Origin of the sequence: Geminicoccus harenae, from assembly GCF_019800005.1 — a bacterium.
GTDB lineage: Bacteria > Pseudomonadota > Alphaproteobacteria > Geminicoccales > Geminicoccaceae > Geminicoccus > Geminicoccus harenae.
Map to the genome: position 1 here is coordinate 70,032 of NZ_JABGCL010000021.1, position 19,499 is coordinate 89,530.

14 protein-coding genes and 1 pseudogene are annotated in these 19,499 nt (G+C 70.2%); 5 read left to right on the plus strand and 10 right to left on the minus strand.

Going from position 1 to position 19,499, the window contains the following annotated elements; genetic code table 11:
- Position 1: 1 nt before the first annotated feature.
- From HLA95_RS18740 to HLA95_RS18755, 4 genes are all read right to left on the minus strand, one after another.
- Positions 2–2,047 carry an oxidoreductase gene (locus HLA95_RS18740; protein ID WP_191061226.1) on the minus strand — a complete coding sequence of 682 codons (2,046 nt, stop codon included), beginning with the start codon at positions 2,045–2,047 and terminating at the stop codon, positions 2–4.
- A 265-nt stretch (positions 2,048–2,312) separates the two neighbouring features.
- On the minus strand, positions 2,313–4,220 hold the full coding sequence (locus HLA95_RS18745) for a TfuA-like protein (protein ID WP_222184149.1): 1,908 nt from the start codon (positions 4,218–4,220) through the stop codon (positions 2,313–2,315).
- A gap of 8 nt (positions 4,221–4,228) precedes the next feature.
- Entirely contained in the window at positions 4,229–5,335 is a 1,107-nt protein-coding gene (locus tag HLA95_RS18750) for a YcaO-like family protein (RefSeq protein WP_222184150.1), read from the minus strand.
- Positions 5,325–5,678, minus strand: a complete 354-nt coding sequence (locus tag HLA95_RS18755; RefSeq protein WP_191060739.1) for a hypothetical protein — start codon at positions 5,676–5,678, stop codon at positions 5,325–5,327. Before HLA95_RS18755 ends, HLA95_RS18750 begins: the two co-directional genes overlap by 11 nt.
- Positions 5,679–5,844: 166 nt before the next feature.
- On the opposite strand from HLA95_RS18755, the gene HLA95_RS18760 reads away from it, so the two are divergent.
- The 4 genes from HLA95_RS18760 (at position 5,845) to HLA95_RS18775 (ending at position 10,343) form a co-directional block, all read left to right on the plus strand.
- Positions 5,845–7,626 carry an adenylate/guanylate cyclase domain-containing protein gene (locus HLA95_RS18760; protein WP_191060738.1) on the plus strand — a complete coding sequence of 594 codons (1,782 nt, stop codon included), beginning with the start codon at positions 5,845–5,847 and terminating at the stop codon, positions 7,624–7,626.
- Complete coding sequence (locus HLA95_RS18765) at positions 7,623–8,405, plus strand: Crp/Fnr family transcriptional regulator (protein ID WP_191060737.1); 783 nt, start codon at positions 7,623–7,625, stop codon at positions 8,403–8,405. Before HLA95_RS18760 ends, HLA95_RS18765 begins: the two co-directional genes overlap by 4 nt.
- Before the next feature lie 161 nt (positions 8,406–8,566).
- A complete protein-coding gene (locus HLA95_RS18770) occupies positions 8,567–9,880 on the plus strand; it encodes an MFS transporter (protein ID WP_222184151.1) in 1,314 nt (437 codons plus the stop codon).
- A 277-nt stretch (positions 9,881–10,157) separates the two neighbouring features.
- Positions 10,158–10,343, plus strand: a complete 186-nt coding sequence (locus tag HLA95_RS18775; protein WP_191060530.1) for a hypothetical protein — start codon at positions 10,158–10,160, stop codon at positions 10,341–10,343.
- Between the two features lie 235 nt (positions 10,344–10,578).
- Here the strand turns inward: HLA95_RS18775 and HLA95_RS18780 are convergent, their stop codons facing one another.
- Entirely contained in the window at positions 10,579–12,282 is a 1,704-nt protein-coding gene (locus HLA95_RS18780; protein ID WP_191060531.1) for a bifunctional metallophosphatase/5'-nucleotidase, read from the minus strand.
- Positions 12,283–13,018: 736 nt separating this feature from the next.
- Between HLA95_RS18780 and HLA95_RS29825 the strand changes: the two are divergent.
- Positions 13,019–13,964, plus strand: a pseudogene (locus HLA95_RS29825) (IS3 family transposase); the annotation flags it as partial.
- Positions 13,965–14,480: 516 nt separating this feature from the next.
- On the opposite strand, the gene ccmI reads toward HLA95_RS29825, so the two are convergent.
- Genes ccmI through ccmE form a run of 5 tightly spaced genes read right to left on the minus strand, consistent with a single transcriptional unit; the run spans position 14,481 to position 19,474 of the window.
- Positions 14,481–15,881, minus strand: a complete 1,401-nt coding sequence (ccmI, locus tag HLA95_RS18785) for a c-type cytochrome biogenesis protein CcmI (RefSeq protein ID WP_222184152.1) — start codon at positions 15,879–15,881, stop codon at positions 14,481–14,483.
- A complete protein-coding gene (locus HLA95_RS18790) occupies positions 15,878–16,399 on the minus strand; it encodes a cytochrome c-type biogenesis protein (protein WP_191062512.1) in 522 nt (173 codons plus the stop codon). The genes ccmI and HLA95_RS18790 overlap by 4 nt, the downstream gene beginning before the upstream one ends.
- Positions 16,396–17,034: a DsbE family thiol:disulfide interchange protein gene (locus HLA95_RS18795; RefSeq protein ID WP_255513347.1), complete on the minus strand. Its 639-nt coding sequence runs from the start codon at positions 17,032–17,034 to the stop codon at positions 16,396–16,398. Before HLA95_RS18795 ends, HLA95_RS18790 begins: the two co-directional genes overlap by 4 nt.
- Entirely contained in the window at positions 17,031–19,019 is a 1,989-nt protein-coding gene (locus HLA95_RS18800; RefSeq protein ID WP_222184153.1) for a heme lyase CcmF/NrfE family subunit, read from the minus strand. The genes HLA95_RS18795 and HLA95_RS18800 overlap by 4 nt, the downstream gene beginning before the upstream one ends.
- Entirely contained in the window at positions 19,016–19,474 is a 459-nt protein-coding gene (gene ccmE, locus HLA95_RS18805; protein WP_191060161.1) for a cytochrome c maturation protein CcmE, read from the minus strand. Before ccmE ends, HLA95_RS18800 begins: the two co-directional genes overlap by 4 nt.
- Between the last annotated feature and the right edge of the window lie 25 nt (positions 19,475–19,499).

Here is a 19,499-nt window from a genome sequence, read left to right on the forward strand (position 1 = left end):
ATCAGAAGGTCAGGCACAGCCGGAGGGAGTCGTAGAGGGCCGCATGGATGTTGCGGCAGGCGACCGCATCGCCCACCCGGAACAGCATGAAGCGCCCGTCCGGGTGGCGCACGATCTCCTGGGGCAGCCGGTCACGCAGCCGGCGCATGTCGACCTCGCCCAGGTTCCGGCTGAGTGGCTTCAGTTTGAAGTAAATCTCATCGTCGGGCAGCGTGCCGTGCTCGACCACCACCTGGTCGACCACCCGCTCCTCCTCCTCGTCCGTGTATTCGTTGACCAGCACCGCCACCAGCTTGTTGCCCTCGGGATAGACCTCGGTCAGCCTTGTGTCCGGGGTGATCACTGCCTTGCTCTTGTAGAGGTCGCGCAGATAGTGGGGGAAGTTGGTCATGCCGACCTCCACCATGAGCTTGCGCTCCGGCGTCACGACCTCGACCTTGCTGCCGCGCTTGATCAGGAAGCTCGCGACCGAGGGCCCGTGATGGTCGGCATGGTCGTCGAACAGGAGGACGTTCTCGCCGGGGGCGACGGTGCCGTTCAGGATGTCCCAGGTGCTGACCACGTGGCCAGGCTGGGCCTTGACCTCGTTCAGGTTCGGGTGCCCGCCGGTGGCGACCACCACGATGTCGGGGTCCTCCGCCGCCACCGCCTCGACCGTGGCTTCAGTCGCGAGCCGGACCTCCACGCCCAGCTTGCGCAACTGACCGTGCAGCCAGCGGGTGATGCCGTTCAGGCCTTCCCGCCAGTCGGCCTTACTGGCGAGCGTGATCTGCCCGCCCAGCGCTGGAGCCTTCTCGAACAGGACGACCTGGTGGCCACGCTCGGCCGAGACCCGGGCGGCCTCCATGCCGGCCGGCCCGCCGCCGATCACCACCACCTTCTTCCCGCCCTGTCCCTTCGGCACGATGTGCGGCAGGGTCGCCTCCCGGCCGGTGGCGGGGTTCTGGATGCAGATCGCGTCGCCGCCGACATAGATCCGGTCGATGCAGTAGCCGGCCCCCACGCACTGGCGGATGTCGTCGGCCCGGCCTTCCCGCAGCTTGTTGACGATGTGCGGGTCGGCGATGTGGGCGCGGGTCATCGCGACCATGTCGACATGGCCCTCCGCCACCGCGCGGGCAGCGGTGTTCACGTCGGGGATGCGGCCGGCATGAAACACCGGCACCGTGCCGATCTCGCGCTTGATGAGACTCGCCAGGGCGAGATAGGGCGCCACCGGCATCGACATGTTGGGGATCAGGTTGGCCAGGCCCCGCTCGGTATAGACGTGGCTGCAGTTGATGTTGAGATAATCGATGCAGCCCTGGCCGACATGGATGCGGGCGAGCTTGATGGCTTCCTCGGGCGTGATGCCGTCGTCCAGCAGCTCGTCGCCGGACATGCGGATGCCGAACACCATGTCGTCGCCGATGGCCTTGCGGACCGCCTCGAACAGTTCGAGCGTGAACCGGCTGCGGTTCTCGGTGGAGCCGCCATAGCCATCGGTGCGGCGGTTGACGTGCGGCGACCAGAACTGGCCCGGCAGATGGCTGTCGGCCAGGACCTCCACCCCATCGAAGCCGCCTTCCTTTAGCCGGCGCGCCGCCGCGGCATAGTCCTGCCGGACCCGCCGGATGTCCCAGTCCTCCATCTCCTTGGGAAAGGAGCGGTGCGAGGGCTCGCGCAGGGGCGAGGGTGCTATGGTCGCCATCCAGTTCTCGGCGTCCCAGCGGGTCCGCCGGCCCATATGGGTGATCTGGCAGAAGATCTTGGCCCCGTGCCGGTGCACCCGCTCGCTGAACTCCTGGAGGAACGGGATGACCTTGTCCTCGCCGATGTCGAGCTGGTTCCAGAGTGCGGCCGGGCTGTCCGGCGCCACCGAGGAGGAGCCGCCCACGGAGGTCAGCCCGATGCCGCCCTTGGCCTTCTCCTCGTGGTAGAGCTGGTAGCGGAGCTGCGGCATGCCGTCCTTGCCGTAGGACGGCGCATGCGAGGTGCTCATCACCCGGTTGCGGATCGTGCAGTTCCGGATGGTCAAGGGCTGGAACAGCGCGTCGGTCGACGCCATCGCGAAGGATCCCCCGAAAGCGCACCATGCGCGGGCCAAGTGGGGCGCAGGCCGGATGGGCGTTCTAGGATCGATGGTGGCGACCGGGGCGGCCGGGCGTCAAGCCCGGGAGCGGCATCACGTGCCGCCTGAGAAAAAGCCGGCCGCCGAGCTACGGGGGGACTGGTCGCTCGGCGGCCGGAGCTCGAAGAATCACGTGCGAGGGAGGCACGAGAACCACGTATGCCCTGCCAGCCCGTCGGTCTGTGACATTGATCACATGACGTCAGGCCGTGCCAGAACCGAGCGCTGCGTCGAGAAAGCGCACCCAGCCCTCCCCGCCCTCCCGCACCAGGCGCAGGCGCTGATAGGCTGGGCGCAGGCGCTGCCAGGAGCCGGCGATGCGCGGCCAGACCAGCGAGAGGCCACAGCGCGCCGGATCCGGCTGCGCCTGGCCCTGGGCATCGAAGCCGCGGATCGAGCGCTGGTGCACCACGATCGCCGCCAGTTGCTCCTTCAGGAACCGGACGGCTGACTGGAGGCGGCGGTCGTCGCAGACCGCGAGGAGCCGGTCCGCCACGTCGCCGATATCCACCAGCTCGCCGTTGCGGAAGGTGCGGGCCAGCATGCGCTGGCCGTCGATCGCCTTGCCGTCCTTTGCCAGGAGCGGGATCAGCGCGTCGCCGAGTGCGCCCACGGCGCGGGCCAGGTCGCCCGCCGGGTCGGGGTCGAGCAGGGCGATGTCCACGTCCCCCTGGCGGCGCCTGCCATGGTCGGCCACGTAGCTGTCGACGATCAGCCGCCCGAGCGCCTCGGGCTCCAGCACCGCCGCGCCCAGCCCCTGGAGGATCGCGTCATAGGCCCAGCCCTCGTCGGGCACCACCTGCTGGGAGGCGACGATCCAGTCCGCGAACGGCGCGCACTCCACCAGGCATTCGGCGCTGGCCATCATGCAGGCATCGAAGCCCAGCAGCGCCAGGCGGCGGTCGGTGTCCAGCCCGGCGGTGGCAAAGGCCCGGCCGAGCTCGTCCAGCTCGATCCAGCCGCCCTCGGTATCGTCGCCCAGCACCGACAGGCCGCGGCCATGGCCCCACATCACCAGGGCGCGCCGGTCGGCCGGCAATGCCACCAGGCTCCACTCCAAAAAGCCCGTGAGCGTCGCGGCGTCGCCGGAATTGCGGGGGCCGAAGGGGGCGATCTCGATGGGGGCCCGCAGCTCGCCATCGGCCTTGGGGCCCAGCAGGAACCGGCCGGACACCGAGCAGCCCGGCACATGGACCTGGCCCGCCACATGCACCTTGGGGCTGGCGCCAGCGCTGCGCAGCTCGTCGATGTCCCCGCCCACGTCGGCGGCCAGGTCGTTGTCGGCACCGACATAAAGCGCCAGTGCCCAGGGCCGCCGGTCCGGCGCGGTCAGAGGGGCGCGGTCGAACCAACTGGGCATGGGCTCCTCCGAGGGGCGATCGATCGGGTTGCTGCCGGGCAGGCTCAGGCGCGCCGCCCGCCAGGGCAGGGTTTCCTCGAACGCGCCGTCGCCCCGACCTGCGGGCAGGCCGCGCGCCTGGAGCGCCACGACCTCGTCCACGAGCAGCAGCGCGTCGGCGGTCTTCACCGACACCCAGCGTTCCGCGCACAATTCCTCGATCACGCCCGCGCGCGCCGGGCCGAGCAGGGACTGGGCTTCCGCCACCAGCCGGGCGCGGCTGCGCTCGGGGAACCAGATCCGGTGCATCGCCTCGGTGAGCAGCACCGCCTCGTGGACGGCGATCTCGCCGCGGGCGCTGGCGGCATCGAGCGTGGCGCGCAGGTCGACCAGGGCGTCGCTGGCTGGGGCGAAGCCGGTCTCGGCCGGCCCGTGCACCACCGCGACCTCGTCGTCGGCGACCAGCAGCCCGTCGCGGAAGGCGGCATGGACCTGGCCCAGCCCGATCATGCCCAGCCCGTCCAGCTCGGCAGCGCGCAATGCCCCCATGCTGGCGGCACCGAGCACGGTGGCACCCATGTCCAGCACCGCCAGGATCTCCTGGTGCCAGATGGCCGGGACGTCGCCGAACCGGCCGTCGACCAGCCCCAGGATCCGGTAGCCGGCCAAGGCCGCCTGCCACAGATCGCCCAGCGCTGCGGGCGGGCGCAGCTCGACCCCGTCCGGCAGCGGCGGCGCGACACCATGCAGGCTGGGCCCCGCGAAGATCACCGCGCGGTTCAGTGGACGGGCTCCCGCAGGGCCGGTGCCAGCAGCTTGACCACGGCGACCGGTGCCGGTCCGGAGGGCAGGTCCACGGCCCGCACCGGCCCCATCCCGGCACGCTGCAGCGCAGCGAGCACCATGGCCACGTCGTCCGCGATGCTGTCGCCGGGGCCGAGCGCGCTAGGCGCGGGCAGCGGCCGCAGCCCCCTGCCCTCCCGCAGGATGCGGCGTTGGCGCCCGACCCGGTCCAGGTCGAGGGGCGCGTAGCGGTCCCAGCCCGTGTCATCGCGCGCCCCGGAGATATGGGTCAGGCGGGCCTGCAGCGCCTCGGTCACCGCACGCAGCCAGGCCACCACCGGGTCGGGATGGCAGCCCGAGCCATGTGCCCAGCCGCGGGCATCATCGCCGAGCTCGGCCGCGTCCATGACATGGCAAAGGAACACCGGCAGGTCCACGCAGGCCGGCAGGCGCCAGACGGCATGGAGCACCTGGGCTTCGTCGAGCAACCGGATCAGCCGCCTGGCCTGCCCGTCCTGGACGCTGGCCGGGTCGATGCGGGGCAGCCCGCCCGCGACCTGGCCGATGGCTGCCGCCCGCGCCAGCGCGTCGCGCTCGACCAGCTCGCACAGGCCATGCAGCAGCGCCTCGTCGCGGCAGTTGCCGCCGGCCAGCCCATTGGAGGTCCCGCACGGCCGCGGCCGCGTCGCCACCCGCGCGTCCAGGGAAACCGCGGCCCAGGGGACCAGGCCCGGCTCGCCGCTGAAGAGGTCGTGGGCGGTGACCAGGGGCTCGCCCGCCCAGCCCTGCCGCTCCGGTGCCAAGCGCTCGGCGCTCCACAGCTCGATCGCCTCGACGATCGCCGACACCTTGGCCAGGACCGGGTCCAGCCCCTTGCCCTGGGCCACGGACAGCGAGCGGGTGCGGGGCCGCACCGCCGACCATACCGGCACGCCCACCCGGTCCAGGCCGGTCAGGTCGGCCAGCCGGGTGATGCCATAGGCCGGCAGATGCGGGAGGAGGTCCGCCAGGGTCGTTTCCGGCAGGCGGGTCCGGTGGCTGCCCGTCCACCAGCGCTTGGCCGACGGTGGCGGCTCGAACGAAGGGCGCGCCTCAGTCGTCACCGAACCTGCCGGGCGCGAACTTGTCCTTGCCGCCGCGCGCACTGCCGGGATCGGCCACGATTGAATCGATCTTGAACTTGTCCTTGCCGCCGCGCGGGCTCGCGGGATCGGCCTCGAACTCCATGCCGTCCTCGGTGAGGATTGCGTTCTTGAGCCGGTGGATCGGTGCGGCAGCATTGAGCGCGTCGACCGCCCGGTCGCCCGTGGCGGAGCCGAGCTGCTGATCGTCCGGCAGGCGATAATTTACCAGTTCATCCAAGGGAATGAAGTAGGTAACATCCTGCTCGTCGCGGATCAGGATTCCCGCCCGCTTGCCGGAACTGGCGCCTGCCGTGCTCGTCATCGGATCAGCCTTGCGCTACGCCGGTTAGAAATCGATTGCATACGCACACCGACCCGGCCGTCGCTCAAGCTACCCTTGGTGAATGGCTGGATCTGTGATTTTTCTCACGATGCTGTCGGGTTGACCATCCGACCGGAAGCCGCCCTCAAGCAAAACGTACTAGAACGTGCCGCCCGCCATCGAACCGACGCCCGGAGAGTTCAGCATCGGCCCGCTGCCGGACGAGGCCGGCCCCGCGCGCCGTGATGCCGTGCTGCTGCACGCCGACGTCGAGAACTATACTGGCCGGATGGGGCACGACGAGACCGGCACCTTCCGCGCCCTCAAGCGGTCCTTCGCGGTGTTCGAGGACGAGGTCCAGCGCCAGGGGGGCCGCATCGTCAACCTGGCGGCGGACAGCGTGCTGGCGGAGTTCCCGACCTGCCGCCATGCCGCCCGCTGCGCGGTCCGCATCCAGACCGAGCTGGCCGGCGGCGAGCAGACCCTGCGCTACCGGATCGGCCTGCACCGCGGTGCGGTGCTGGTGGACGGCGACGGGATCTGGGGCGACGCGGTCAACCTGACCGCACGGATCCAGGAGCAGGCGGCACCCGGCACGATCTGCGCCTCGGACGGCTTCGTGCTGAGCCTGGGGGCGGCCGAGGGGCTGGAACCGGTCGATCTCGGCGAGGTCCGGCTCAAGAACATCGTGCGCCCGGTCCGGCTGTGGCGGCTGCGCCGGCCGAACGAGCCGGACGAGGCGGCCACCAGCCCGTTCGGCCGCGTTCACCTGCCGGGCATCCCGTCCATCGTGGTGCTGCCGTTCAGCCTGCGCGGCGAGGCCAGGCAGTACGCCTATCTCGCCGAGGGCATGACCGAGGACGTCATCACCGACCTGTCGCGCTTCCGCGAGCTGTTCGTGATCGGCCGGACCACCTCCTTCGCCCTGCGCAGCCGCGGCGGCGACCTCCAGCAGATCGGCCGCGCACTGGGCGTGCGCTACATCCTCGAAGGCGTGGTCATGCTGCTGGGCGACCATTTCCGCCTGAACGCCAACCTGGTCGAGGTCGAGACCGGGTTCGTCGCCTGGTCCCGGCGCTACAGCGGCGGCTTCACCGAGCTGGCCGACGTCCAGGACGAGCTGACCCGGCAGATCGTGGGACACCTGGTGGGCGGCCTGGTGCGCCACGAGGAGCGCCAGGCGCTGGGCCGCGGCACCAGCAGCCTGGAGGCCTACCATCTGGTCCTGCGGGGCCGCTACGAGATGAACCGCTACGATCCGGCCGGCAATGCGCGGGCGCGCAGCCTGTTCCAGCAGGCGATCGACCTGGACCGCAACTTCGCCCGCGCCTGGAGCAACCTGTCGCGGGCCTACAACCATGAGTGGCGCTATCGCTGGAGCGATGCACCCGACCGCTCGATGGACTTGGCCCAGATCTGCGCCGAGCACGCGATCGGGCTGGACCCGAGCGATGCGCGCGCCCATGGCGAGCTCGGCTGGGTCCAGCTCTATCGCGGCGAGCTCGACCGGGCGCTCGCCACCTACGAGACCGCGCTGCGCCACAATCCCAACGACAGCGAGATCCTGTCCCAGCTCGCCATCGTCCACTCCTATGCCGGCCGGACCCAGGAGGCCGAGGCCCTGCTGGAGCGCGCGATCCAGCTCGAGCCGGACACGCCCGACATTCTGTTCTGGCGGCTGGGCGACGTGTATTTCCAGAAGGGCGAGTACCGGCGGGTCATCCAGGTGATCCAGAAGATGCGCGATCCTGGGGAGGGTGCACGGCTGCTGGCGTCGGCTTATGCCCATCTCGACATGCTGGACGAGGCGTATCGCTGGCGCGACGAGGTGCTGCGCCGCCAGCCCGGCTTCACGGTGAGCGGCTGGATGGACACCCAGCCCGATGCACTGGAGGACGACAAGGAGCGCTTCCGCATCGGCCTGCTCCGCGCGGGCCTGCCGCCATGACCGATTCCGACGACATGCCACCGGCCTGCGTGGCCGAACGTATGGACGAGCCGGACGCCCGGACGCTGCAACGGCACCCGCGCAGTGCGGAGATCCTGCCCGTGCTGGCGAAGTGCCGCTGGTTCCGCCGGCTGGACGAGGCCGGCCTGCGCCACGTCCTTCAGGAAGGCAGCCTCGTCACCCTGCCCAAGAACCGCATGCTGTTCCGCACCGGCGACCACAGCAGCGAGGTCTACATCCTGATCTCCGGGCGGATCGCCATCAGCACCACCGGGTTCACCGGGCGCGAGATCGGCTTTCGCCACTACGAGCCGGGCGATGGGTTCGGCGAGCTGGCAGCCCTGGACGGCAAGCCGCGCTCGGCGAACGCCAAGGCGATGCAGCCGAGCCGGCTGCTGCGCATCTCCGCCGCGGGCTTCCACCGCCTGGTGGCGGCCCATCCGGGCGTAGCCGAGGAGGTGCTCAAATCCCTGGCGCGGCTGGTCCGTGCCCTGAGCGACCGGGTCGCGGAGAACGGGGCGAAGGCGGCGGTGCGGATCATCGGCGGCATCGTCCGCCTGGCCGAGGCGGCGGCGGACCGTTCGGACGCGGTGCGGGTCCAGATCGTCCCCGCCCCCACCGACGAGGAACTGGCGTCACGCTGCGACAGCCATCGCGAGGCAGTCAACCGCGTGGTCAACGAGCTCAAGCGCCGGGGCCTCCTCAGCCGCTCGCGCGCCGCCATGGTCGTGCTCGACCTGCCGGCCCTGCGCCGGCACCTGGAGGACGTGCGCGGCTGACCGTGCGGCATCGACGCCACCTGCCGGCGTCCCGCACGTCCGGGCTGGTTTTGGCTCGTGGCCGGTTCTATGGACCTGCCCCATCGACCCGACCCGCCGGCGGCCTGCCGGTGCGGTCCATGCTGCCGGCCTGATCCCAGGGCCCTTTCGGACGGATCTCGATGCACTCCCGCAACGTTCAGCCGGTCGCCGACAACCCGCGCCGCGTGCTCACCGCGAGCCTGGTGGGCACCACGATCGAGTTCTTCGACTTCTACATCTACGCCACCGCCGCGGTGCTGGTGTTCCCCCACCTGTTCTTCCCGGCGAGCGACCCCACCTCGGCGATCCTGCAGTCGTTCGCCACCTTCTCCATCGCCTTCTTCGCCCGGCCGATCGGTGCCGCCCTGTTCGGCCATTTCGGCGACCGGATCGGCCGCAAGGCGACGCTGGTGGCGGCCCTCATGACCATGGGCGTGTCGACCGTCCTGATCGGCCTGCTGCCGACCTACGAGACGATCGGCGTCGCGGCACCGCTGCTCCTGGCCCTGTGCCGGCTGGGCCAGGGGCTGGGCCTGGGCGGCGAATGGGGCGGGGCCGTGCTGCTCGCCACCGAGAACGCCCCGCCCGGCCGGCGCACCTGGTACGGCATGTTCCCGCAGCTGGGCGCCCCCATCGGCTTTTTGCTCTCGGCCGCGCTGTTCCTGCTGCTGACCGAGACCATGACCGATGAGAGCTTCTTCGCCTGGGGCTGGCGGCTGCCCTTCCTGCTCAGCGCCATCCTGGTGATCGTGGGCCTCTATGTCCGGCTGAGGATCTCCGAGACTCCGGCCTTCCGCCGCGCCATCGAGAAGCAGGAGCGGGTCGCCGTCCCGGTGATGGTCGTGTTGCGCGAGCAGAAGCTGAACGTGCTGATCGGCACGGTCGCGGCCCTGGCCACCTTCGTGCTGTTCTACCTGATGACGGTGTTCTCGCTGAGCTGGGGCACCACGGCGCTGGGCTACACCCGGGTCGAGTTCCTGATCTACCAGATGATCGGCGTCCTGTTCTTCGGCCTGACCATCCCGGTGGCGGCCTGGCTGTCCGACCGGTTCGGCCGCCGGCTGGTGCTGGGCCTGGTCACCGCCACGATCGGCCTGTTCGGCCTGGTCCTGTCCAGCCTGTTCCAGCCGGGCGATCCCGCCTCCGCCCTGCTGTTCTGCATCCTGGGCCTGGCCCTGATGGGCATGACCTATGGCCCCCTGGGCGCCGCCCTGGCCGACCCCTTCCCCACCGCGGTCCGCTATACCGGCGCCTCGCTCGCCTTCAACCTGGCCGGCATCTTCGGCGCCTCGCTGGCCCCCTATATCGCGACTTGGCTGGCCTCCAGCTATGGGCTCAGCCATGTCGGCTACTACCTGACCGGCTCGGCCGTGCTCACCCTGATAGCCCTGGCCTGCATCCACGAGGACCGGCCGGCCGGCCGGCCCGAGGGGGCCGCCGCCCGGGCAGCCTGATCGTTCCCGCCAGCGCCGGCCGCCGCCTGGCCGCCGGCGCTGCGGGCCTCGATGCCACTGTCCGAGGAAAGGCCCAAAGAACCGTCCTTGGACGCCGCCAGGAGGCATGGCGGGGTGAGCGACCTCGGTGCCTGAGACCCGATCCGGGCGGAGATGACCGGCAAGTATCGCTTCATTGCTCCTGCCCTCCAATACTTCGGTACCAACGACTGGTCGAATGGTCCTATGGCGAGGATGTGACCATCGCCGCAGCACTGGCCGATCCCGACGTCGTTCGGTGCCTCATCCTGTCACCGACGCTGTGGAGGCGGGTGATGCGGAGCAAGCTGCCAAGGTCCTGACCGACGGCGTGTTCCAGACGCCGCCGCCCGACTTCGAGCGCCAGCCGCAGGAACTCCCGGCGATGCAGCTCGACAACGCGCGGGTCATGCCGCTGCTGTGCTCGGCACCGCGATGGAGGTAGCCGCACAGCCGGACGTCGATCATGACGGGCCAGTCTGCGATCACACCGGCTTCGCCACGATGATCGAGGATCCCGTGGCGAAGCACTGAGCCACCTCAAAGGTCCATGCTCGCTGGCCCCACGCGCGTTACGGCTCGCGATGTGCGACGCTGCCAAGCCAGGATGCTTCCCCGATGCCACGCAGGCGAAGTGTCCTGGCAACCGGCATGGGTGCGCTACCCCGGCACACCCGGCCCTAGTCGACCCGGCCGATCCGGTCGAGCGGCCCCGGCTTCACCACCTCCAGCTCGCCGAAATAGTCGGCCAGCGCATCGACATCGTAGGGCCCGGTCACCCGGTCCTTGCCCTCCTTCAGCACCGAGAACCCGTCGCCCCCCTCGGCGAGGAAGCCGTTGACGGTGATCCGGTAGGCCCCCTCCGGCTCGATCGGCCGGCCATGCAGCATCATGCTGGCAGGGTCCACCCGCTCGCCCGGCGGCTTGGTGCCGTCCCAGCGATAGGTGAAGCCGGCCGAGACATGGAGGATGCGGGGCTTGGGCTGGTCCAGCCATTGCTGCTCCAGGAGCCGCTCGATCTGCCGCCCGGTCACCTCCATGGTCACGAGCGAGTTGCCGAACGGCTGCACGGCGAACAGGTCGGCATAGGTGACGGCACCGCCGTTCCTGAAGGGCAGCTCGGTGCGCACCCCGCCCGGGTTCATGAAGGCGATCTCCGCGCCGCTGGCGCTCTCGGCCCGGGTCGCCGCCAGCTGCGCATCGGCGATCACGTCACCGAGCGTGGTCTCGCCCGCCGACGTCTCCTCCTTGGTCAGAGCTACTGCCACATGGCCCACCACGCGCTCGGCCAGCGGCTGCACGATCTTCCCGTAGTGCTCGATCAGCGCCGTCTGCCCCGGGTCCTTGGCGAGCTCCCCGGTCCGGACGACGAGGTTCTCAGCCCTGGCCGCGACGACATCACGACTGTTCCGGTCGAGGGTCAGGTCGATCTCGGTCACCAGCGTCCCGAACTTGTCGCCGCTGGTGACGAGGCGCCCGTCGATCTCGCAGACATAGGCCTGGTGGGTATGGCCGCTGATCACGAGGTCCACGGCCGGGTCGAGCTTCGGCACGATCCCGGTGATCGGCCCGACGATGGCCGGGCACTCGTTGATTCCACCGGTCGGGTAGCCGCCCTCGTGGATCAGCACCACGATCGCCTCGATGCCTTTCGCGCGCAGCTCCGGTACCAGCGCATTGACCGTCTCGACCTCGTCCTTGAAGGTCAGGCCGGCCACGCCGGACGGGACCACGATGCCGGGCGTGCCCTTCAGGGTCAGGCCGATGAACGCCACCGGCACCCCCTCGAACTCCTTCACATGGTAGGCTGGCAGGACCGGCTGGCCGGTCGCATCGTCGATCGTGCTGGCGGCCAGGTACTGGAAGCCCGCACCCTTGAACCGGTCCTCGGCAGCGCAGTCCGGCTGGCCCGGCGGGCAGCCGCCATGCTGGAGGCGGAGCAGCTCGGTCAGGCCGTCGTCGAACTCGTGGTTGCCGACGGCACTGGCTTCCAGCCCCATCATCGACAGGCTCTCGATCGTCGGCTCGTCGTGTAGGATGCCGGACAGGAGCGGGCTGGCGCCGATCAGGTCGCCGGCCGCCACGAAGATCGTGTTCGCTACGCCGGTCCGGCGCTGTGCCACCAGCGTCGCCATCGCCTCCGATCCCCCGGCCGGCACCGCGACGGTCCGCCCCGGATGGTCCGGATCCGGCAGCTTAATGCCCCCGGCCGGCGGCAGCAGGTTGCCGTGAAAATCATTGATGGCGAGGATGCGCAGCTCGACCCGCTCGCCGGCTCCCGGCCCAGGATCACCTTGCGCTTGCGCCCGTGCCGGCGACTGAATGGTCAGCGGCACGGCCAGGACCAGGGTCAACACGCTGCACAGGCGGAGCCGGAGCTTCATACATACACATCCTTTGCTGTCATACCGATGGGTTGCTCATGCCTTAGCACCTCGCCGGTGCAGGACAAGCCACCGCAGCGTTTCAAGCGAAACCGTGCTTCCGTATATTATGATACGTACTATTCGCCTTCGGCAGGCCAGAATGTTTTGGCGCAGCCGCGCCTGTTAACCTTTGATTCACCGCGCAGGCGTACAGTTCAGGTCATGGGCCGGCGACCCTTCTCCCCCCAGGGTGCGGCCGGCCCAGTTCTTCCTGACGTTGTGATGCCTGCTTGGGGCGGCCCCCGATCCGGAGGCCGCCCCTCTTTCTTCCCAGCGCGCACTCGCCGCCGACACGGCCGGTGCGCCATCCGCCCCTATGACGGCTCGCACCTGCGCAGCCATCCGCAGGCAGTCGGATGGCTGAAGCCACGTCCCTCCTCATGCCCCGTGCACTGCCCCCAAATGAACCCGCAGCGCATGCGGCACGCCGCCGCTCCGACAGCTCCGGGGCAAAGCCACGCCCTGCTGGCTGCGCCGCTGGCTACAGCGCCAAGCGATCCGTGATGGCCGACTGCCTATGCCGCGGTACCAGTCGCCCGCCTCCGCTACTTGGTTAGACATGACGGTGCCCCAGCCGTTGCCGGAGCTGCGCATCGACCGCAGCAGTCTGCCGAATTGGCTTGGCCGCTGCTGATCCTTCCACGATTTCACCGACGCCTCTGCCACGCTTCTTGCAGGCGAGTCAGGTGATCTGATGGTGAAGACGCGACGGGAGTTCACGCCCCAAGTTCAAGCGAGAGACAGTGACGCGCAGCCCTGTCTGGCGCGGCCTCACGCGTACGCCCAGAAACTCTGGCGGTCTCCTTGCCGAGGAGCCCGGTGCGTCGCCGTCCGACCAGGTGGCCGAGATCGCCCGGCTCCGTCGTGAACTCGACCGGACGCGCATGGAGTGCTGTGTCTAAATAAAGCGACCGGCATCTTCGTTCGAGATGCAGAAAGCGAGATACGGTTTCATCGAGCAGCATGCCCGCACCTGGCCGGTGCATCGCAGGTGCCGCGTGCTCGGTGTCTCGCGAGCGGCTACCACGGCGGCGGGCCCGTCCTAAGTGTACGAGATCGGCGGCCGGTCACCATCTCCCGGAAATCACCATCTCCTGGAAGATGTAGGCCGGCTTCATGCCAGCCATTACGGAAGGTATGGGGCTCCTCGTATCCACGCCTCACTGCCCCTGCCGAAGGTCGCTCGGCCAGCCCTGGCTGGGTGGAACGCCTGATGCGCCGCCGCGGTATCCGGGCTCTCGTCGGTCGCGCGTTCCGACCGGGCAAAACCGACAGCCGGCATCCCCTGCCCATCGCGCCCAACCTGCTGCAGCAGTGCTTCTTGTGGCTTGGCGCCCAATTGCCTTTGGCTTGCGTACATCACCTGCCTGCCCACCGGCGAGGGCTAGCTCTACCTGGCCATCGTGCAGGGCCTTGCCACCCGCAAGATGGTCGGGCGGGCGATGGGCGATCACATACAGGCCGCCTTGACGACAGGTGTCGTCATGACGGCGGTGCAAGGGCAAAGACCGCCTTGGGAGCTCGTTCACCACAGTGACCGCGGCGGCCAGTATGCGGCCTATGCCTACGGCAACAACCTCCATCAGATTGGCGCCGTAGCCTCAAGGAGCCGCAGCGGCGTCTGCTACGACCCTGCTCCGCCTGCTGGTCGGAAGCGCATCCTGCCAGGCGGACAGAGCGCGACCGGTCGTGCAGGGCTTCAAGGCTCGTTGACGATGTGGCAAAGCACGGCATCCCGCAGGGCCTGCCGCTCCATGCCGCCCAAGCGGCGGCTTAGGCACGCCAGCAGCCGTCAAGGGCGTAGCCAATCGCCAGCAGACGCTCGATGGTACGCTCCGTGCGGCTCGTGACGGGCAGGATGGCACCGACCCGCGGCAAAGGCTTCGTGAAGGACGAGGGCCGGCATGGCTGGGGTCTCGAACGCACGGCTTGCGAGTCTCTGGCCGAAAGGCTCGCCGAGCAGATCTTCGAGGAGCTTGGCACGAGGCATCAGAAAAACGCAGCCCCTTCAGCATCCGCCGGCACCTCCTCCGTGGGCCGAAGCAATGGTCTGCTGGCCGCGGATGGGCGGCGAGCTGCCACCATGAGCCCGATCATGCCGAGGAGGCCAGCAAGATCCGAAGCTCATGATCTTGCGAGTCCTCCCTAGGCCACGCCTATGGACGCAACTCGTGGATCAGTTGTTCGATCGCGGCGCGGTCCGGATGGTCGTTGGGCAGACGGTCCAGCAGGGCGGTCCAGTGGGTGAGAGCTCCGGCGCGATCGCCTGCCTGGACGGCGGCCAGGCCCAGGAACCAAGCCGGCTGCGGATCGTCCGGCGCCAGCTTCTCCAGCCGCTCGAACACGTCCCTGGCGGCATCGTCCACCAACGGCAGCCCGGTCGGCGCGTGCTGCTCGGTGATCAGGGCATTGCCCCAGGCGGCGAGGATCGCCGGATCGTCCGGACGCAGCGCGGCCGCTCGCTCATAGGCAGTCGCCGCCCGTGCCTTCTCGTCCAGGACCTCGCGCGCCCGGGCCAGCCGGAGCCAGCCATCCGCATCGTCGGGCTCGGCCTGAAGGCGCGCCTCCAGGCCGTCAACCATGGCCCGGATCCGCTGGTCACGCTCCTCCGGCGCCAGCTCGGCCATCTCCGCCATGGCCTGGGCGTCGGGCATGCCGGGCGCCGTCGTCGCCCCCGTGTCGCCGGCATCCAGACCGGCCTGGCTTGCCGCGACCCGAATCGCTTCGACCAGCTGAGCGCGCCATGGCGCATTCTCCGGTGCCCGTGCCAGGAGCCGCCGCCACCTCTCGATCGCACCGGCGACATCACCCGCCTGGGCCTCGGCAACGCCCACGAAGTAGGCGGCGCGCGGGTCCGCGGCGGCCTCCCCGCCCGGAGCCTCCAGTGCCGCACGGAACAGTTCCAGGGCCTCCGGCGGTACCACGCCCCCGGCCGCCCGGGTCAGCAGGTCGGCCAGTTCCACCGACAGCCGCGGATCGTCCGGCGCCTGTGTCCTGGCGCGGCGGAGGGAGGCGATCGCCTCGTCCATCCGGCCGAGCTCGGCCTGCAGCCGGCCGAGTTCCAGCCAGCCACCCGGATCGTCCGGTTCCTGACTGAGCCGGTCGGACACCTCGGCCGCGGCCTTCTCGAGCAGGGCGCGATGCTCGCCCGACGCGAGCGGGCCCACGGCGTCACCCGCCGGCCTCGAGGGCAGGTCCGGCCGCCCGAGCGTCAGATAGGTGGCGAATCCCAGCACCGGCAGCAGCGCTGCGAGGGTTGCGACCGCGGCAACCGGTGCGCGCCGCCCGGGTGCTGAACCCGGCGCACCGGCCTCCTCGGCAGCACGGACGCGCAGGATCCGGCGGCGGATCTCGACGCGCGCGGCCTCGGCCTGATCCCGGGGGATCAGGCCACGGGCCTGATCGCGATCCACCTCGGCCAGCTGGTCGCGGTAAACGGCCAGATCGTGCCGGCCGCGCGGGGCGACGCCCCGTCGCGCCAGCAGCGGCCAGAGCAGGCAGAGGACGACGACGGCCAGCACCGGCACGGCCGCCAGCAGGAAGGATCCGTCGATCATCCGGTGGACGGCCGCCCGCCGGGACCCGGCAGCGGCGCATCCGGGCCGGCTTCCGCCAGCATCCGGTCCAGCCGGCGCTCCTCCTCCGCGCTCAGGCCAGGCTCCTGTTCCATCGCCGAGCGGCGCCGCCACAGGAACGCCGTGGCCCCCGCTGCCAGCAACAGCGCCAGCGGGCCGAACCACAGCAGCCAAGTGGCGGCGGTCACCGGCGGGCGCAGCAGGACGAATTCGCCATAGCGGTCGGTCAGATAGGCCAGGATCGCCTGGTCGTCGTCGCCGGCGGCGATCCGTTCGCGCACGATCCGGCGCAGGTCCCGGGCCAGGTCGGCATCGCTGTCGTCGATCGACTGGTTCTGGCAGACGAGGCAGCGCAGCTCCCGGCCGAGCTCGCGCGCCCGCGCCTCCTGCGCCGGGTCGGCCAGCTGCTCGTCCGGGGTCACCGCCAGGAGCGGTGTTCCGCCGTCCGGTGCCAAGACCAGCAGGAAGGCCAGGAGTGCTGCCCCGATCCAGCGGGTCATTCCTCGCCTCCCGCCAGTGCCGGCAGGATGCGGTCCCGGACGATCTCCGGCGACAGCGGCCCCGGGAAGCGCAGCACGATCCTGCCCTCCCGGTCGATCACGAAGGTCTCCGGGACCCCGTACACCCCCCAGTCGATCGCGGCGCGCCCATCCCGGTCCGCACCGATCCGGGCATAGGGGTCGCCCAACTGGTCGATGAAGGCCAGCGCCTTGGCCGGCTCGTCCTTGTAGTTGATGCCGACCACCGAGATGCCCTGGCGCTGGAGGTCCATCAGGACCGGATGCTCGATCCGGCATGGCACGCACCAGGAGGCGAACACGTTCACCAGCTTCGGCTGCCCATCGCGCAGGTCGGCGGCGGCCAATCCGTCGGTGCGCCCGGGCAAGGGCGGCAAATCGAAGTCCGGCACCGGCTTGCCGACCAGGGCAGACGGCAGTTCCGCCGGGTTCTTGCCCATGTTCAGCCAGAACACACCGCCCAGCACCAGCATCAGGACGAGCGGCAGGAAGGCCAGCCAGCGCCACCCACCGCGTGCTCGCGTACGCATCGCCGACGCTTGCGCCATGGCCGGCGTGTCCGCGGGCGGCATGGGTGATGGTGCGTCGACGCCCCGCGGCTGCTCGCTGGTGCTCACGCCGCCATCCCCTCGCCGACCGGCAGCCGGCGCCTGGCCGGAGTGGGCGCACCCACCCGCAGGCGGCGATCCGACAGGCTGACCAGGCCGCCCAGGCCGGTGACCGCCGCACCCCACCAGATCCACACCACCAGGGGCTCGCGATACAGTCGCACGGCCCAGCGCCCGTCCGCGGCCTGGTCGCCCAGCACGTAGTAATGATCGGCCCAGGGCGAGGTCAGGATACCGGGCTTGGTGGTCGGCATGCCTTCCACCGGGAAGAACCGCTTCTCCGAGCGGATCCGGTGCACTTCTTCCCCGTCCCGCTCGGCCTGGAACTCCCCGACCGTGGCGACATAGTTCGGCCCCTGCTCCTGATGCACCTCGACCAGCCGGACCTGCACGGAGCCCAGCGCCGTCGCCTCGCCCACCGCGAGCGCTGCGATGCGCTCCTCGCGCAGAGCCGTGGCACCCGTGATGCCCAGCACCAGCAGACCCACCCCGGCATGGGCCAGGGCGACACCCAGGGCCGAGCGCGGCAGGCCGCGCAGCCGGCGCAGCGACTGTGCCGGCGCCACGCGGAACAGGGCGATACGCTCCGCCAGGTCGACCAGCGCCCCCAGCACCAGCCACAGCGCCAAGCCGAAGCCCAGGGCGGCACCCAGATGTTGCCAGCCCAGCAGCAGCAGGGCCAGGCCGGCGGCCAGGAGTGCCGCCAGGAAGGCCAGGCGCAGGCGCTGGAGCACGCCCGGCAGATCACCCCGCTTCCAGGCCAGGAGGCTGCCGACCGGCATGGCCAGCAGCAGCGGCACCATCAGGGGCACGAAGGTCGCGTCGAAATAGGGCGGGCCCACCGAGATCTTCGGCCCGCCGACCGTATCGAGGAACAGGGGATAGAGCGTGCCGAGCAGCACGGTGCCGACCGCCGTGGCCAGCAGCACGTTGTTCAGGAGCAGCCCGCTTTCGCGGCTGATCGGGGCGAAGCTGCCGCCCGGGCGCAGCATCGGTGCCCGCCAGGCGAACATGGCGAACGCCCCGCCGATCGCCACCACCAGCAGCGCCAGGATGAAGACGCCGCGGGTCGGGTCGGAGGCGAAGGCGTGCACCGAGGTCAGTACGCCCGAGCGCACCAGGAAGGTGCCCAGGAGCGACAGGGCGAAGGACAGGATTGCCAGGAGGATGGTCCAGGCCTTCAGCGTGTCGCGCTTTTCCACCACCACCGCGGAGTGCAGCAGGGCGGTCGCGGCCAGCCACGGCATGAAGGAGGCGTTCTCCACCGGGTCCCAGAACCACCAGCCGCCCCAGCCCAGCGTGTAGTAGGCCCACCAGGAGCCCAGCGCGATGCCGAAGGTCAGGGCAGCCCAGGCGACCAGCACCCAGGGCCGCAGCCAGCGGGCCCAGGCGGCATCCACCCGCCCCTCGATCAGGGCGGCCATGGCGAAGCTGAAGGCCGTCGATAGACCGACATAGCCCAGGTAGAGCATGGGCGGGTGCATGGCCAGGCCAGGATCCTGCAGGATCGGGTTCAGGCCGTTGCCGTCCGAGGGTGCCGGGTCCAGGCGCAGGAACGGATTGGAAGTGAACAGGACGAAGGCGAGGAAGCCCGCCCCGATCAGGCCCTGCACCGCCAGCACGCGGGCCTTGAACGGCAGCGGCAGGTTGGCACCCAGCCCTGCCACCGCCGCGCCGAAGATCGCCAGGATCCAGACCCAGAGCAGCAGGGATCCTTCGTGATTCCCCCAGACCCCGCTGATCTTGTAGATGAGCGGCTTGGCGGAATGGCTATTGGTGGCGACGTTGGCCACGGAGAAGTCGGAGGCCACATAGGCCCAGGTCAGCGCGCCGAACGCCAGGGTCACCATCACGAACTGGCCGACCGCACCGCTGACCGCCAGGCGCATGCCGACCGGGTCGCCCCGGGCGGCCGACCAGAGCGGCAGCGTGCCCTGCAGCAGGGCCAGGGCCAGGGCCAGCACCAGCGCCAGATGGCCGAGTTCAGGGATCATTGGCTGGGCACCCCGCTGCCGTCATGCTGCCAGACGCCGGCGTCTTTCAACGAGTCCACCACCTCCTTGGGCATGTAGCTCTCGTCGTGCTTGGCCAGCACCTCGACGGCGCGGAAGGTCCCGTCCGGCTCCAACTCGCCCTGGGCCACGATTCCCTGCCCCTCCCGGAACAGGTCGGGCAGCACGCCCGCGTACTGCACCGGCACCTCCTGCTGCGTGTCGGTGAGCCGGAAGCGGACCACGCCGTCGCCGTCATGGACGATGCTGCCGGCGACCACCAGGCCGCCGATCCGGAAGTTGCGGGCCTCGGGTACCTCGCGCGCCGCCACCTGGCTGGGCGTCACGAAGAACGCGACGTTCTGCTCGAGCGCCGTCAGCACCAGGGCGGCGGCACCACCCAGGAGCACGAGGCTGCCCAGCACCAGATAGAGACGCTGCTTCTTTCTAAGGCGCATAGAGTGGTTCAAAAATCCGATGGTG